This window comes from Enterococcus sp. 7F3_DIV0205, assembly GCF_002141365.2.
Taxonomy (GTDB): Bacteria; Bacillota; Bacilli; order Lactobacillales; family Enterococcaceae; genus Enterococcus_L; species Enterococcus_L palustris.
The window spans coordinates 1,142,278-1,157,700 of sequence record NZ_CP147244.1 but is presented as its reverse complement, the minus strand read 5'-3'; the positions used below and the strand labels follow the sequence as shown (position 1 = coordinate 1,157,700).

At 36.6% G+C, this 15,423-nt stretch carries 13 protein-coding genes; 11 read left to right on the top strand and 2 right to left on the bottom strand.

What is annotated here, in order from left to right; translation table 11 throughout:
- The first annotated feature begins 51 nt into the window (after positions 1 to 51).
- The 3 genes from A5821_RS05485 (at position 52) to scrK (ending at position 4,816) form a co-directional block, all read left to right on the top strand.
- Complete coding sequence (locus A5821_RS05485) at positions 52 to 2,682, top strand: HAD-IC family P-type ATPase (protein WP_086313575.1); 2,631 nt, start codon at positions 52 to 54, stop codon at positions 2,680 to 2,682.
- A 188-nt stretch (positions 2,683 to 2,870) separates the two neighbouring features.
- Positions 2,871 to 3,911 (top strand): aldose epimerase family protein, encoded by a 1,041-nt coding sequence (locus A5821_RS05480; RefSeq protein ID WP_170923002.1) that lies wholly within the window; start codon positions 2,871 to 2,873, stop codon positions 3,909 to 3,911.
- A gap of 29 nt (positions 3,912 to 3,940) precedes the next feature.
- The gene (gene scrK, locus A5821_RS05475; RefSeq protein WP_086313573.1) at positions 3,941 to 4,816 is read left to right on the top strand and encodes a fructokinase ScrK; all 876 of its coding nucleotides are present in this window, start codon (positions 3,941 to 3,943) and stop codon (positions 4,814 to 4,816) included.
- Between the two features lie 61 nt (positions 4,817 to 4,877).
- On the opposite strand, the gene A5821_RS05470 is transcribed toward scrK, so the two are convergent.
- The gene (locus tag A5821_RS05470) at positions 4,878 to 5,768 is read right to left on the bottom strand and encodes an ArsR/SmtB family transcription factor (protein ID WP_069646570.1); all 891 of its coding nucleotides are present in this window, start codon (positions 5,766 to 5,768) and stop codon (positions 4,878 to 4,880) included.
- A gap of 201 nt (positions 5,769 to 5,969) precedes the next feature.
- Between A5821_RS05470 and A5821_RS05465 the strand changes: the two genes are divergently transcribed.
- The 8 genes from A5821_RS05465 to A5821_RS05430 all read left to right on the top strand — a co-directional run bounded on the left by A5821_RS05465 (position 5,970) and on the right by A5821_RS05430 (position 14,385).
- A complete protein-coding gene (locus A5821_RS05465; protein ID WP_086313572.1) occupies positions 5,970 to 7,463 on the top strand; it encodes an alpha-N-arabinofuranosidase in 1,494 nt (497 codons plus the stop codon).
- 16 nt (positions 7,464 to 7,479) lie between these two features.
- Positions 7,480 to 8,721 carry an extracellular solute-binding protein gene (locus A5821_RS05460; RefSeq protein WP_086313571.1) on the top strand — a complete coding sequence of 414 codons (1,242 nt, stop codon included), beginning with the start codon at positions 7,480 to 7,482 and terminating at the stop codon, positions 8,719 to 8,721.
- Between the two features lie 127 nt (positions 8,722 to 8,848).
- On the top strand, positions 8,849 to 9,727 hold the full coding sequence (locus A5821_RS05455; protein WP_069646567.1) for a carbohydrate ABC transporter permease: 879 nt from the start codon (positions 8,849 to 8,851) through the stop codon (positions 9,725 to 9,727).
- 12 nt (positions 9,728 to 9,739) lie between these two features.
- Positions 9,740 to 10,585 carry a carbohydrate ABC transporter permease gene (locus tag A5821_RS05450; protein ID WP_069646566.1) on the top strand — a complete coding sequence of 282 codons (846 nt, stop codon included), beginning with the start codon at positions 9,740 to 9,742 and terminating at the stop codon, positions 10,583 to 10,585.
- Positions 10,586 to 10,597: 12 nt separating this feature from the next.
- Positions 10,598 to 11,032 carry a DUF4064 domain-containing protein gene (locus tag A5821_RS05445; protein ID WP_086313570.1) on the top strand — a complete coding sequence of 145 codons (435 nt, stop codon included), beginning with the start codon at positions 10,598 to 10,600 and terminating at the stop codon, positions 11,030 to 11,032.
- A 45-nt stretch (positions 11,033 to 11,077) separates the two neighbouring features.
- Positions 11,078 to 12,682 carry a glycoside hydrolase family 43 protein gene (locus A5821_RS05440; RefSeq protein ID WP_086313569.1) on the top strand — a complete coding sequence of 535 codons (1,605 nt, stop codon included), beginning with the start codon at positions 11,078 to 11,080 and terminating at the stop codon, positions 12,680 to 12,682.
- A 23-nt stretch (positions 12,683 to 12,705) separates the two neighbouring features.
- Positions 12,706 to 14,145, top strand: coding sequence for an alpha-N-arabinofuranosidase (locus tag A5821_RS05435; protein WP_086313568.1), 1,440 nt, complete (start codon positions 12,706 to 12,708; stop codon positions 14,143 to 14,145).
- 3 nt (positions 14,146 to 14,148) lie between these two features.
- Complete coding sequence (locus A5821_RS05430; protein ID WP_069646562.1) at positions 14,149 to 14,385, top strand: DUF6171 family protein; 237 nt, start codon at positions 14,149 to 14,151, stop codon at positions 14,383 to 14,385.
- A 75-nt stretch (positions 14,386 to 14,460) separates the two neighbouring features.
- Here A5821_RS05430 and A5821_RS05425 read toward each other — a convergent pair whose 3' ends face one another.
- Positions 14,461 to 15,351 (bottom strand): ArsR/SmtB family transcription factor, encoded by an 891-nt coding sequence (locus tag A5821_RS05425; RefSeq protein WP_086313567.1) that lies wholly within the window; start codon positions 15,349 to 15,351, stop codon positions 14,461 to 14,463.
- Between the last annotated feature and the right edge of the window lie 72 nt (positions 15,352 to 15,423).

Below are 15,423 nucleotides of genomic sequence, written 5' to 3'. Positions count from 1 at the left end.
AGTTTTGTACACTTTAATAAAGTATGAGCTAACTATTGAGGAGGAGTCGTTATGATATGGTATAAAATGACACCAGAACAAGTGCTAACAGCATTACAGTCTGGTTCAAATGGGCTCGATAGAACGCAAAGAAAAGAGAAACAAGAAGAAGGCAGTAACACTCTTTCAAAAGAAAAAGAAGCAAGTAAATTACAAAAGTTTTTTCATCATTTTCACGATTTATTGATTTATGTGCTGCTTGTATCGGCTGTATTAAAAGGCATCAGTGGTGATTTTGTTGATATGGCAATTATATTGTTTGTGGTGATCATAAATGCAGTTATTGGCTATGTTCAAGAAGCAAAAGCGACAGATTCTTTGGAAAGTCTTTCATCAATGATGAGCTCAGATGCAGTCGTTTTAGTAGATGGTGAAAAAGAAACTGTTAAAGCAGAATCTTTAGTTCCAGGAGATATTGTCTATTTAAGTCCAGGAGATATTGTTCCAGCAGACCTTAGAGTGCTCGAAGCTTACAATTTAGTAATCGATGAAGCCATTTTAACTGGTGAATCAACGCCTGTTGAGAAAAGTACGCTTAAACTTGATGAAGAAGCGGATCTGGGCGATCATACAAATATGGCGTATTCTGGTACATTGGTCAATAGTGGCGCAGGTATTGGGATCGTTGTACAAATCGGGGATCAAACCGAGATTGGTAAGATCAATCAGCATTTGAAAAGTGTGGGAAGTAATGAAACACCTTTGATCAAAAAAATAAAACAATTAAATAAACAAATTTTTCTGTTTTTAATGGGCTTGATCATCTTTCTAGTTTTGTTTAGTTTGTTTTTCCGAGAATTGTCTGCAAGTGAATTACTATCTTCTATGATTGCTTTAGCTGTTTCGGCTGTTCCAGAAGGATTGCCAGCTGTTTTGTCCATTATTTTGTCCGTCGGGGTAACACGAATGGCACGTCAGCATGCTATTATCAAGAAAATGCCAGCTGTTGAAACGTTGGGGAGTATGGGCGTGATTTGCTCGGATAAAACAGGAACTCTAACAAAAAATGAGATGGAAGTTGTAGCACTAGTCACGTCAAAAGAAACAATCGATACAACAACAAATAATGCAGAATCAGATTCTATTCGCCAAGTCGAAATAGATGAAAATTTAAGAAAAATGGCGGAAATTGCTTTGTATTGTAATGATACAAAAATCACATATAAAAATGGTGTACGAGAAGTGATCGGAAATCCTACAGAAGGTGCGTTACTTGATTGGGCAAATCATACAGCTCTTGTGGAAGAAGAACATGATATCAGCAAGATTCCTTTTGATTCATCTTATAAATACATGGCGACATTAGTCGAAATTCAAGATAAGCGTTATATTTATTTAAAAGGGGCACCAGATGTATTATTAAATATGGTTGAATATCAACTTTCAGATGAAAAATCAGAAAGGTTTAATGAATCTTATTGGCAACAAAAAATCAGCCAACAAGCAACTAAAGGTCAAAGGATTTTAGCTGCTGCATTTAAAGAAGTAACGAAAGAACAGACAACACTTGCGCATGAAGATTTGCAAAATGGGATGGTACTTGCAGGTTTATTTGGAATTATCGATCCGCCAAAAAAAGAAGCAATTGAAGCAGTTCGTATCAGTCGCAAAGCAGGTGTTTCAGTAAAAATGATTACTGGGGATCATAAGGATACTGCGGTAGCGATTGCCAAAGAAATTGGGCTTGAGAATTATGCAAATGCATTGGTAGGAAAAGATATTGAACAACTAAGTGATGATGAATTGACGAAAGTGGTCTTAACAAATGATGTTTATGCTAGAACGACACCAGAGCATAAACTGCGCTTAGTTCATGCAATCCAAAAAAATGGGCAAATCGTCGGAATGACTGGGGATGGTGTCAATGATGCACCAGCTCTTAAACAAGCGGATATTGGTATTGCTATGGGAATCAAAGGAACTGAAGTGACTAAAGACGCAGCGGATATGGTTTTGGCAGATGATAATTTTGCTACTATCACCTTAGCGATCAAAGAAGGTAGACGAGTTTACGAAAACTTGAAAAAAACAATTTATTTTTCTTTACCAACGGCATTTGCACAAGGGTTATTAGTGGTAGTTTCCTTATTGTTAGATAGACCGTTACCTTTAACTTCTGTACAAATTTTGTGGCTGAATATGGTGACGACAATTACATTGTCATTTGCTTTAGGGTTTGAACCGTTAGCAAAAAATGGAATGGATAAACCACCTCGTAATCCTAAGGAAAATATTTTAGATCGATATGCTGTTTTCCGTATCGTCTATGTGTCACTCTTATTAGCAGCCTTAGGTTTTTTAGTTAATGGATTTTTAGAAGGGCGCAATGCTTCTGAAGCTGTTATGCAAACGACATTGATAACAACCATCGTGTTTGGTCAAGTTTTTTATATGATCAATTGTCGGGAAATTTATAAGTTTTCGATCAATAAAAGTATCCTCTCAAATAAAGTATTATGGTTATCTCTGCTCGTTTTAATTATTTTACAAGCATTGTTGACTTACACGCCGATCATGCACCTAGCATTAGGGACAGCAGCTATAGGTTGGCCATATATCAAATTAGCATTACTTTCAGGGCTTGTTGTGTTTGTAGTAGTAGAACTTGAAAAACTAATTACTCGAAACCTGAAAAAAAATTAAAAGAATTATAGAGGTATTCTGTTTAGAAAAAACGGAATACCTCGTTTTTGTTAAGTGCAACTTGACAAAAAAATTGTAAATATAAACAAAAGTAGCCTAAATTGAAGTTTAGAGAAAAAAATGCTGCAAAAAATGATAAAATAGTGTTAGCTTACTCAATTGAACAATTGATTTCAAACGGAAGAGAGATGAAAGTATTGAAAATCAGTAATCAAAAATTTGGAGAAAATGCTATTTTGTATTCGCTTACGAACGACAATGGGTTGACAATGAATGTCACGAACCTAGGAGCTAGAATCGTTGATTTGATCGTGCCAGTTAACGGAGAAAAGCGGAATATTGTATTGGGATTTGACACTGCCGAGGAATATCTGTCTAAAGACATGTATTTTGGCGCAACGATTGGTCGTGTTGCTGGAAGAATCAAAGACGGTTCATTTTCAATTGATAATCACAAGTACCAATTACCAGTATCTCCTGAAAATGGTCATACCTTGCATGGAGGGCCGGAAAGTTTTGAGGCAAAAATCTGGAAAGCGGAAATAGAAGAAAAAAGTAATCAAGTTTCTGTTATATTTTCTTATATGAGTCCTGATGGAGAACATGGTTTTCCAGGAGAATTAAAAGCTCGTGTAATCTACTCCTTAACAAACGAAAATGAATGGATCGTTGACTATCAAGCTGAAACAGATCAACCAACGTTATATAACCCAACAAATCATGTTTATTTTAATTTGACAGGGGATGTCACACAATCAGTTGGTGAGCATGAATTATTTGTAGATGCTGACCGATTTGCAGTAGTCGACAGTGATACAACTGTTACAGGTGAATTACGCTCAGTTGATGAGACACCTTTTGATTTTAAAGAATCAAAGAGTATGAATCAAGTATTTGAGACACGTTCTGAGCAAAATAACTTGGTCAATGGTTTGGATCATCCATTTATATTAAATCGTACGGGTTTTGATCAGCCCCAAGCAATTATTACTGCACCCAAAAAAGATCTTTCTGTTGAGATGTATACTGATCGACCGGCAGTGGTTATTTTCACAGCACAATTTGGAGAAATGGGTCCAGAGGTTCGAGGGGAGAAATTAGTCAATCATGGTGGACTAACATTAGAAACGCAAGTCAGTCCAGGAGCTGTTGAATTCGATGGATTTGGCGATATTATTTTATATCCAGAGACAATTTATCAAAGTCGAACAATTTACAAAATCAATTGATCAAAAATAATCATGCGGGAGTGGTATGAATGACGGAAAAATTATTAGGTAGCATTGAAGCTGGCGGTACAAAATTTGTGTGTGGCGTCGGAAATGACGAGTTAAAAATTATTGAAAGAGTTAGTTTTCCCACCACTACGCCAGAAGAAACAATGGCTCTAGTGATTGGTTTTTTCAAAAAATACAACTTAAAAGCGATTGGCATTGGCTCTTTTGGACCAATCGATATCCATAAAGGTTCACCAACTTATGGACATATTACCTCGACACCTAAATTAGCTTGGCAGGATTATGATTTTGTTGGGGCGATGAAAAAAGAATTTGATCTTCCTATCGCATTTACAACAGATGTAAATGCTGCAGCTTACGGAGAATATGTTTCTGGAAATGGCAAGGGTTCTTCCAGCTGTGTTTATTATACGATTGGCACAGGTGTTGGTGCTGGTGCTATCCAAGATGGTCATTTTATTGAAGGGTTCAGTCATCCAGAAATGGGTCATATGATCGTAAAAAGACATTCAGATGACAAATTTAAGGGGAGTTGTCCATTTCATAGCGATTGCTTAGAAGGTATGGCAGCAGGTCCTGCGATTGAAAAAAGAGCTGGAAAAAAAGGGCAGGATCTATCAGAAGAAGATTTAATTTGGGATATCGAAGCATATTATATTGCACAAGCAGCTTATAATACCACGTTAATGCTTGCGCCAGATGTAATAATTTTTGGTGGGGGAGTAATGAAGCAACGCCACATGTTAGTTAAAGTCCATCGTGAATTTGAAAAGCTGATCAACGGTTACGTGAAAACACCACCATTAAAAGATTATCTTGTGACACCTAAGTTAGAGGATGATCCAGGAACGATTGGGTGTTTAGCATTAGCTAAAAAAGAACTGGAAAATTCATAAAAAAAGCAATCAGGATCGTTTCCAAGTCCTGATTGCTTTTTTTATCGACTGATTTTTATGCTTAACTATAGTACATTTTTACTTTGATATCTTGATTATAATTTCCAAAATCTTTACCAAATAATGTGCAACCTCCAATATTTTCAGCATCATTTTTGACCTCAATGCGTAATTGCCAAGTATCTGTTCGTTCATCAATATCAGATAATTTCACAGCGGAAAGCGGCTCACCTTCCATATAGGTACCATGATTCATGATGCGAATCGTTTTTAGCAAGCCATATTGATTAAGATTATCAGGATACCAATCTGGAGTATACTTGCCCCGTATGTCCGCAAAGTCACCTGGACTTGTCCATGTTCCGAGCTCAATACCATTCAAAGAAAAAGTGATATCAGAAGGCCAATTGTCATTAGAAAAAGGAAACTCAGAAGAAATCTCCATAGAAAGTTCGATCATTTCTAATTTTTGATCTGAAGTCAAAAAATTTGGTGTTTGATATTCTAAATAGCCTTTAGTAAACCACAAAATTTGAGCTTCCATTCGGCTAGGATCCATAAAATATTTAGGTTCGTCCACTTTTCCAATAAAATGAGTCCCCGTTGCTAGCCCACAAGTTGGTTCAACCGAGTAATTCGTATAATGACCAACAGGAATCGTTGTTTCTAATGTATCAAACGCATTAAAGATTTTTTCAGGAAAGTGAATTTCAATATTATCGACGCGTAGGCTTGAAATCTTTTGTTGGCCTATTTTTTCAGTTTTGATGATATTCGCATCTTCTAGTTTTTTTATATGCATAGTGACGATTGCACTACTTAATCCGAGCTCGTGTGCAATTTCTTTGATATTCATTTTTTGTTTGGCGAGTAGTTTGATGATCCTGATACGGACAGAACTAGCCAGTGCTTCATAAACGGGTAATGCTTCTTCAGAAATCTCCAGTTGCATAGTAACCACCACCATTATATATTTATATATATATTAACATATACGCTAATACGTGTAAACAGGTAAACTTATCATTACTTATTATTAATATATTTATTAATTTATAAAGTGTTATTTATAGTTGTGATTAACAATAATATTGTTGACAGCGATTTCAAAATGGATTATTATTTGTTTGTAAATAAATAGTGAGGTGATTAAATGGAAAGCAAATTAATAATTTCGAAGAGATTTGAGATTTCTGAAATTGATCCACGTATCTATGGTTCTTTTATTGAACATATGGGAAGGGCAGTTTATGAAGGAATCTATCAGCCCGGACATCCAAGTGCAAATGAACAGGGATTTCGTCAGGATGTCATCGAATTAGTGAAAGAGTTGAATATTCCTTTGATTCGTTATCCAGGAGGAAACTTTCTTTCTGGTTATAACTGGGAAGATGGTGTTGGACCGAAAGAACAGCGGCCTAAAAGACTAGATTTAGCTTGGCGTTCTTTAGAAACAAATGAAGTAGGGATGCATGAATTTGCTAACTGGATTGAATTAATTGATTCCCAAATCAATATGGCTGTTAATCTGGGAACAAGAGGGATCGATGAGGCAAGAAATCTTGTAGAATATTGTAATTTTGAAGGCGGTACCTATTGGAGTGAACAGCGTAAACAACATGGACAAGAGAAACCTTTTGGAATCAAGACGTGGTGCTTAGGTAATGAAATGGATGGACCATGGCAAATTGGGCACAAAACAGCTGATGAGTATGGACGTTTGGCTGAAGAAGCTGGAAAAGCAATGAAATTGGTAGACGACTCGATAGAGCTTGTTTTGTGTGGCAGTTCCAGTAGTCACATGCCGACTTTTGGTGACTGGGAATTAACTGTTCTGGATCATGCATATGACCAAATCGACTACTTGTCACTCCACCAATATTACGGTAATCCAGATGATGATTTGGAAAATTATCTTGCTCGTTCACTGGATATGGAGGAATTTATTCAAGGTGTTGTTGCCATATGTGATTCAGTAAAAGCGAAAAAGCATAGCAAAAAGCAAATTAATCTATCGTTTGACGAGTGGAACATTTGGTATCACTCGAATGAGCACGATGAACAAGTAAAACCTTGGCAAGTAGCGCCGCCCTTATTAGAAGATCATTATAATTTTGAAGATGCGTTATTATTAGGTTGTTTACTTATTACATTGTTAAAGCATTCTGATCGAGTAAAAATTGCCTGTCTTGCTCAATTAGTCAATGTTATTGCACCAATCATGACAGAAGCTGAAGGAAAAGCATGGCGACAAACCATTTTTTATCCATTTATGCATGTATCGAATTATGGACGCGGAACTGTTTTGACTCCAATTATTGATGCACCAACATATAAAACGAAAGACTTTGATGCTGTACCATATTTAGAAACGATTGCAGTTTTAAATAAAGAAAAAAATGAAGTCATTATCTTTGCTGTAAACAGAGGCAAAGAAACGATGAATTTCTCCGTTGAAACAACAGATTTTGCGATTAAGAAAATCATTGAGTTTACAGAGATGACAGATTTTGACATCAAAGAAACCAATACAGCTGACAAAGAACGGGTCAAACCAAAATACTCTGACCGTTATGAAGTAACCGATGGAGGTCTATCGATCGAACTTGCGCCACTTTCATGGAATATGATTCGTTGTGAATTATAAAAAGGGAGGGATTAAGATGAATTTAAAAAAATGGATTCGTTTAAGCATTATCACGTTATCAGCTAGCTTATTGCTATCTGGTTGCGGAAAAAAAGAAGACCCGAATACAATCGTTTTTTGGAACCCTTTAACAGGGGACGACGGGGCTTATATGGATAATATGGTCAAAGCTTATAATAAAACAGAGCCAGAATTTCCTGTGAAGTCAGTGGTCACATCGGATATGTACACAAAAATTTATACCGTATTGAATTCAAAAAAAGATGTTCCAGATTTAACATTGATTCATGCAGATCGTGTACCTGGTTTTGTTAAAGCGGATATGTTAGAGCCAATGACTAAAGTCCTAAAAGACAAAAAGGAAATCAAAGAGTCTAACTACCTACCTCAAGCTTGGTCTGCTGGAGAAGTAGAAAATGTTCAATACACTGTGCCTTTAGATATCCACTCGAGTGCGATGTATTATAACAAAGATCTATTAAAAAAATATGGTGTCGAACATTTTTTAGATGACGATGTCGTAACCTTTGATGAAATGATGTCCTTAAAAGGCAAGCTAGACGAAGGGGATTATCTAGTAAATAATGCCTTGCTTTCTTGGGTAATTTTAGCCGAAGTGATTAATTTAAATGGTGATATTCAAAAAGATGGCCAACCAGCAGTGAATACTCCTGAAATGAAACAAGCACTTGAATCAATCAAAAAAATTGTAGAAGCTGGACTTATGACACCGAACGGAGAAGATGGATACTTAATGTTTCAATCAGGGAATGTATTGTTTTCAACTGATGGGACTTGGACATCGACGGCCCATGATGAAGTGGATGGTTTAAATTATGGTGTAACCAATATCTATGCCTATTCACCTGACAAATTTACAAATCGGGCATCCTCTCATATGTTTTCTATGCTTAAAAATGAAGCGAGAACAGATGAAAAAGAAAAAGGCATCGCAGAATTTTTAGAATATGTTCGTGAGAATTCGATTGAATGGGCTAAAGCGGGACAAATCGTAGCGAGTAAAGAAGTAGTTGAGAGCCCGGAGTTTAAGGATTATAAACAATCTTACTTTACTTCAAATGAAAAAGAATTAGATTCGCTGCATATTTTCACGTATGAGTATTATCCTTATATCCAAGAGGCGCTTGATACGTATGGGTTGGATATTATTTATGGCGATACTAGTATTGAAGAAGGCTTGGCGACTATGCAGAAATTTGTAGAAGATAAAATCGCAGAAGGAGACAACGGCGGATAAAAGTAAACAATAAATAGACTGATTAAAAACTTGTGCCAAACTATGTAGAAAAAAGCAGCTCTTGATAGATTAATATTTTTTAAGAGTTGCTTTTTGATCTTTTCTCCAAGAAAGGAGTATTTTTACTATGAAGAAAAAGGCAAATCTAAAGCCAATCTTATATATAGGGCCACATTTGTTATTGTTTATTGTTTTTATTTGTCTGCCAACAGTTTACGGTATTTATGCGTCATTTACAAAATGGAATTTGATTGGAGAACCGCAGTGGGTTGGGTTAGATAACTACAAAACACTTCTATTCGATCGTTCATCGACCTTCCATTTTCAATTTACAAATGGACTGAAAAATACGTTGCTGTATGTTGTTTTGATGGTCCCCTTGTTAATCGTCATTCCTTTACTGATTTCTGTAGCTTTAGAAAATAAAAAAATTCGTTTTAAAAGCGTGTTTCAAGGGATTCTGTATATCCCTGGACTTGTTTCGATTTCAGCAGCAGCGTTGATTTGGTCGTTGATGTTTCATTCTAAGTTGGGAATTGCGAATAATTTATTTGGTTTGAATATTTCGTGGGCGTCTCAGCAACCTTTTGCGTGGTTTTTGGTTATTATTGTTAGTTTATGGGGCGGGATTGGGGGAAATATGATTATTTATCGAGCGGCAATTGCCGGGATTTCTCCAGATTTGTATGAATCTGCTGAGATCGATGGTGCTAGTTCTTTTCGAAAATTTTTGAATATTACCTTGCCTTCGATAAAATTTCCGTTGATTTATACGTTAGTGATGACGACAGCTGGCTGTTTTAATGTATTTGCGCAACCGTTGATGATGACAAAAGGCGGTCCGAAACAAAGCACGCATGTCTTGATGATGTATATTCGAACGCTTGCATTTGGACATGGGGAATCGATTGCTGGTATGGCTTCTGCGATGGCTGTACTTTTAGGACTGATTATTTTAGTTATTTCTGGTTTCCAATATTATGTCATGAACAAAAATACGGATTAGGAGGAACAAGGAATGAAAAAAAATGGAGCAATTAGCAAATGGCTTGCCTATATATTTTTAAGCGTTCTTTGTGTGATCTGGATCGTACCGATCATTTTTGGGTTGATGACGTCGTTTCGTTCTCAAAGCGAGGTAGTTTCTTCTGGTTTTCGTTTATTGCCAGTGGATTGGATCGTTGATAACTACATAGCGATTTTAGAAAATACATCCACCGCACCGATTCTACAATGGTTAGTCAATTCACTTTTTATTGCTGTCAGCCATACGATTTTAGTGGTGATGGTTGTCTCCTTGACTGCTTACGGATATTCTAGGCTGCGATTTAAATATCGAGATCAGCTATTCTTTTTGCTACTAGGAATCTCAATGTTTCCAGGGGTTGTGAATCTGATTCCTTCTTATAAAATCATCGAGACGTTTGGTTGGGTCAATTCGCCTTTAGCGATGATTATTCCTGGTCTTGCTGGAATGGGAAATATTTTTTTAGTTCGACAATTCATGAAAGGGATTCCAAAAGAATTTGATGAGTCTGCACGGGTTGATGGAGCAGGTGAATTTACGATTTATTCTCGTATCATTTTGCCGATGATCAAACCTGTATTGATTGTGACAGGGCTCTTTTCTTTCACGGGTTCTTGGAATGATTTTTTATGGCCGGTAATTGTTTATAGTGATGTTGAAAAAATGCCGATTACCGCAGGATTACTGCTATTACAGGATATTTATGGGAATTATCGCATGATCGGGCAATTGATGGGTTCAGCATTTTTAGCGATTATTCCGACGATGCTCCTGTTTTTATTTGCTCAAAAGTATTTTGTACAGTCTATGAATTTAAATGCAGGTGTGAAGGGCTAGGTGACAGCTTGAATGAAAAGAAATACAGAGAAAATCTTATTGTACTGTGGTGGAATTTGGAATATTGTTACAGCTAGTTTCACGATTCTTGGTTATTCTTCTTGGTTTAAAAAAACAGGAATCGAAGCTTTAGAAAAAAATCGTCAGTTGAACTATGTAAATAGTACGATGGTAGATTCTATTACCAAAGTCATAATGATCTTTGGGCTATTTACGTTAGGAGTGGGGATCATTAATCTTTTCGTGGTTAAAAGCTTAAAAGCGAATCAGATTGATAGAAAGGTGATGATTTGGTTATGGTTCGTGACAGGGATTCAATTGTTATCGTTTGACTTGATTGGACTTGTTTTCTATTTAGTTGCAAGTGTTTTGTATTGTTCAAAAAACAAAGCAATTCGTATGATAATGCAACAAACAGACACGAATTTTATACGAGTAAGCGAATAATAGTGAAAAACCAGGTATTGACTAAAAATGAAAGAAGGAAATGAAATGAAAAAATGGATGATCGGTGTTCTTTTTTCTGTATTGAGCGGGTTTGTTTTAGGAGGTTGGAACGTGAGTGAAGCAAAAGCACAAGAGTGGCAAACGCATCCAGCTAATAGAGTATCTGTCCACGATCCATCAATTACTTCTGTTATCAAAGATGGTAAGGAAACATTTTATATTTTTGGTAGTCATTTAGCTCAAGCAAAAACAACTGATTTTCAAACTTGGAACGTTCCTTTTACAACTGAGTATGAAAATCCTAGCAATAATCTAATGTTAAGAAATTTAAAAGAAAATTTGAAAGAGTCATTCAATTGGGCTGGTTATGACGATGGAAATTCAAAAGGCGGTTATGCAATTTGGGCACCGGATGTGATTTGGAACGAGAAATATGAATGGTCGAATGGTGAAAAAGGTGCTTATATGTACTATTATTCGACGTCTTCAACATGGCGTCGTTCGTGTATAGGATATGCTGTTTCTAAAACAATCGAAGGACCATACGCTTATGGCAATACGATTGTTTATTCCGGGTTTACTGAAAAAGATTCCACCGATGGCAGTACTCGAAATACCAATTATCAAAATACCAACGTCAGCCAGTTAATTAAAAACGGTAAAGTCTCTGGATTTAGTCAAAATTGGCGCAAGGATAATGGCCTAACTTATAATACTGACTATGCGCCAAATGCGATCGATCCAGCTCTTTTTCATGATCAAAGCGGTAAATTATGGATGACATATGGCTCTTGGTCAGGTGGTATATTTCTGTTAGAGATCGATCAAAAAACAGGCAACCCGATTTACCCTGGCAAAGATTCTGTTAAAACATCTGGTCAACCGATCGATCGTTATTTTGGCGTGAAATTAGCAGGTGGGTATCATCAATCTGGTGAAGGTCCTTTCATCGTATATGATCGCTCAGTGGGGTATTATTATTTGTTTGAAACCTACGGCGGGTTATTTGCCGACGGCGGCTACAATATGCGCTTGTTCCGTTCTAAAAATCCTGATGGCCCATATGTTGATGCAAAGGGAAATACGCCACTATTTGATAAAGACTCGATCAATAGTGATTATGGTGTAAAAGTGATGGGGAATTATCAGTTTGAACAAATGCAGACTGCCTATAAAGCTCAAGGGCATAATTCAGCGATCATCAGTCAAAATGGTCAATGGTATTTAGCGTTTCATACTAGATTCAATACAGGAATGGAAAATCATGAAGTGAGGATTCATACGATGTATATGAATGAAGCTGGTTGGCCAGTTGCTACACCTTACGAATATCGTAAAGGTGAATCTAGAACGGTTGCTTCGTCTGAAATTGCTGGAACTTATCAGTTTATTCAACATGGAACAGATAACGGTACGACTGTTTTACCAACAAAGACGATTCAATTAACTGTTGATGGAAAAATAAAAGGTGCTGTTAACGGAACTTGGAAGCAAACTACAGCAAGATCTGGTATTGATTTCGTCATTAATGGAGTAACCTATACAGGTATTTTGACCAAACAAAATAATGAAGCAGCAAATGCTGAGATCGTTGTGACTTTTTCAGCAATTGGCAATAACAATGAAACGATTTGGGGCAGCAAAAAATGAGTAAAATACAAAGGATGAGATAGATGAAAATTATTATGACACCCAATAAATCAGGCACTAAAATCAGTAAATATATTTATGGTCATTTTGCAGAGCATTTAGGACGCTGTATTTATGAGGGAATTTGGGTAGGAGAAAATTCGCCTATTCCAAATAAGAACGGTATCAGGACGGATGTCGTTGATGCCTTAAAAAATATTTGTGTACCCGTTTTACGTTGGCCGGGTGGGTGCTTCGCCGATGAATATCACTGGAAAGATGGAATTGGTCCCAAAGAAAAAAGAAAAAAAATGGTCAATACACATTGGGGCGGTTTGACTGAAAACAATCATTTTGGTACACATGAATTTTTTGAGTTGGTCTCACAATTAGGCTGTGAAGCATACATTAATGGCAATGTGGGAAGTGGCACGGTTCAAGAAATGCAGGAATGGGTCGAATACATGACGATGAATGGTGAATCACCTATGGCCAATTTAAGAAAAGAAAACCATCAGGTAGATCCGTGGAAAGTAGCATTTTTCGGTGTAGGAAATGAAAGCTGGGGCTGTGGTGGAAATATGCGTCCTGAATATTATGCTGATTTGTATCGTCGCTATCAAACCTACGTCAGACAATATGGCAAAGACAAAATCTATAAAATTGCTTGTGGTCCTAATATTGATGATTACAATTGGATGGAGCAGGTAATGAATAGTGCTGCACCGTTTATGGACGGAATCAGTTTGCATCATTATGCTTTAACAGGGGCTTGGGAAGACAAAGGTCCAGCACTGAATTTTCCAGAAGAACAATGGTGGTCGTTGATTGCTAGTGCGCAAAAGATGGATGAATTGATCACTAAACATAGCACGATCATGGATAAATATGATCCTGACAAACGAATTGGTTTGATCGTTGACGAATGGGGTTCGTGGTTGTCGGTAGAGCCAGGGACCAATCCCGGATTTCTTTATCAGCAAAATACTATCAGAGATGCAATGGTTGCAGCAGTAACATTGAATATTTTCCATAAACATGCTGACCGAGTGCACATGGCTAATATCGCACAAACTGTCAATGTGCTCCAAGCAATGTTATTAACAGACGGAGAGCAAATGGTCAAGACACCTACTTATCATGTGTTTGATTTGTATAAAAATCATCAAGATGGTGAATTGATCGATAGTTATGGAGATGAAAATGATACAATCTCTTATACAATTTCTAAAAAAAAGGAGAAAGTGACGATTTCTATCTGTCATTTTTCATTAACAGCATCGAAAGAACTTTCTTTTGATGGAGATAATGATTTAACACTGGTTGATGCAAACTATATTACAGCAGAATCGATGGATGCGTACAATGACTTCACTCACCCAGAAACGATTTCGATTAAGCCATTCAAGGAACTTTCTATACTCAATGGAACGCTTAACGTGATAATTCCGCCGATGTCTGTTGTTTCGATTGTAGTTGAGTAGCTGATGAGTTGTATTGGTTGTGAAATCAAAGAATCTACCACTAATTTAGATGTACAACAGTTGATTGAGGAACAGTTACTTCTTGAAACAAATGTCGTCAAAGAACAAGTCAAAATAAAACGAATAAAGTTGTGTGAGACATGTCCTTTTAGAGTTGCTCACACTTGTTCCAAATGCGGTTGTTTTTTTGAATTTCGAGCTAGTTTAGCAGTTAAAAAATGTCCAGTTGGTCATTGGTGAAAGAAGACGAATCGATTGACTAAAAGGAACAAGCTGAAAAATGATTGAGACATCATTTTTCAGCTTGTTTAGTGTTTAGCGGTAATACATTTTTACTTTGATATCTTGATCGTGATTACCAAACTCACGGCCAAATAATGTGCAGCCGCCCATATTATCTGCATCCTCTTTCACTTCGATTTTCAATTTCCACGTATCCATTTCACTTTTGATATCGGCTATCGTAACGTCTGATAAAATATTGCTGTCCACATTTGTTCCGTGATGCGTAATTCGGATCGTTTTAAGTAAACCATATTGATTGAGATGATCTTCCCACCAATCAGGTGTTAATTTCCCTCTAGCATCGTAGAAATCCCCTGGACTAGTCCAAGTGCCTAATTCAATATCATTTAAAGTGAACGTGATATCAGACGGCCATTCATTATTTGCAAAAGGAAATTCAGAAGAAATCTCAAAAGAAATTTCCAACATTTCTAGCGTGTCTTCAGCTTGCAGAAAATTAGTAATCTGATATTCAATAAAGCCTTCGGTAAACCATAATATTTTAGCGTTCATTCTTTCTGGGGCCATAAAATATTTTGGCTCATCAAAAATACCAATACGGTGCGTTTCTGTAGCTAAGCCACATGTTGGTTTGACTTGGTAGTTTGTATATAAACCAACAGGAATCGACGTTTCATAGGTATCAAATGCATGAAAGATTTTTTCTGGAAAACTGATTTCGATAGTGTCGACTTTTAAACTAGAAATTTTTTGCTGACCAACTCGTTCTGTTCTGATCAAATGGGCTTCTTCAAGCTTATTGATGTGCATTGTCACGATAGCGCTGCTTAAGTTCAGTTCTTTAGCTAATTCCTTGTTGTTCATTTTTTTCTCCGATAGTAGCCGAATGATATGTAGTCTTACTGAACTTGCTAAAGCTTCATAGGTTGATAAAGATTGATCTGAAATATCTAGTTGCATATGCTCCCACCTATTCATAGTTTTATTTACGTCCATCGTATCATCTGAGGTATATTTTGTAAATGTTTAATA

Bases quoted from the DNA above. Each gene is read 5' to 3' on its own strand.
- A5821_RS05485 (WP_086313575.1), top strand. From the start codon at position 52: ATGATATGGTATAAAATGACACCAGAACAAGTGCTAACAGCATTACAG.
- A5821_RS05480 (WP_170923002.1), top strand. From the start codon at position 2,871: ATGAAAGTATTGAAAATCAGTAATCAAAAATTTGGAGAAAATGCTATT.
- scrK (WP_086313573.1), top strand. From the start codon at position 3,941: ATGACGGAAAAATTATTAGGTAGCATTGAAGCTGGCGGTACAAAATTT.
- A5821_RS05470 (WP_069646570.1), bottom strand. From the start codon at position 5,768: ATGCAACTGGAGATTTCTGAAGAAGCATTACCCGTTTATGAAGCACTG.
- A5821_RS05465 (WP_086313572.1), top strand. From the start codon at position 5,970: ATGGAAAGCAAATTAATAATTTCGAAGAGATTTGAGATTTCTGAAATT.
- A5821_RS05460 (WP_086313571.1), top strand. From the start codon at position 7,480: ATGAATTTAAAAAAATGGATTCGTTTAAGCATTATCACGTTATCAGCT.
- A5821_RS05455 (WP_069646567.1), top strand. From the start codon at position 8,849: ATGAAGAAAAAGGCAAATCTAAAGCCAATCTTATATATAGGGCCACAT.
- A5821_RS05450 (WP_069646566.1), top strand. From the start codon at position 9,740: ATGAAAAAAAATGGAGCAATTAGCAAATGGCTTGCCTATATATTTTTA.
- A5821_RS05445 (WP_086313570.1), top strand. From the start codon at position 10,598: ATGAAAAGAAATACAGAGAAAATCTTATTGTACTGTGGTGGAATTTGG.
- A5821_RS05440 (WP_086313569.1), top strand. From the start codon at position 11,078: ATGAAAAAATGGATGATCGGTGTTCTTTTTTCTGTATTGAGCGGGTTT.
- A5821_RS05435 (WP_086313568.1), top strand. From the start codon at position 12,706: ATGAAAATTATTATGACACCCAATAAATCAGGCACTAAAATCAGTAAA.
- A5821_RS05430 (WP_069646562.1), top strand. From the start codon at position 14,149: ATGAGTTGTATTGGTTGTGAAATCAAAGAATCTACCACTAATTTAGAT.
- A5821_RS05425 (WP_086313567.1), bottom strand. From the start codon at position 15,351: ATGCAACTAGATATTTCAGATCAATCTTTATCAACCTATGAAGCTTTA.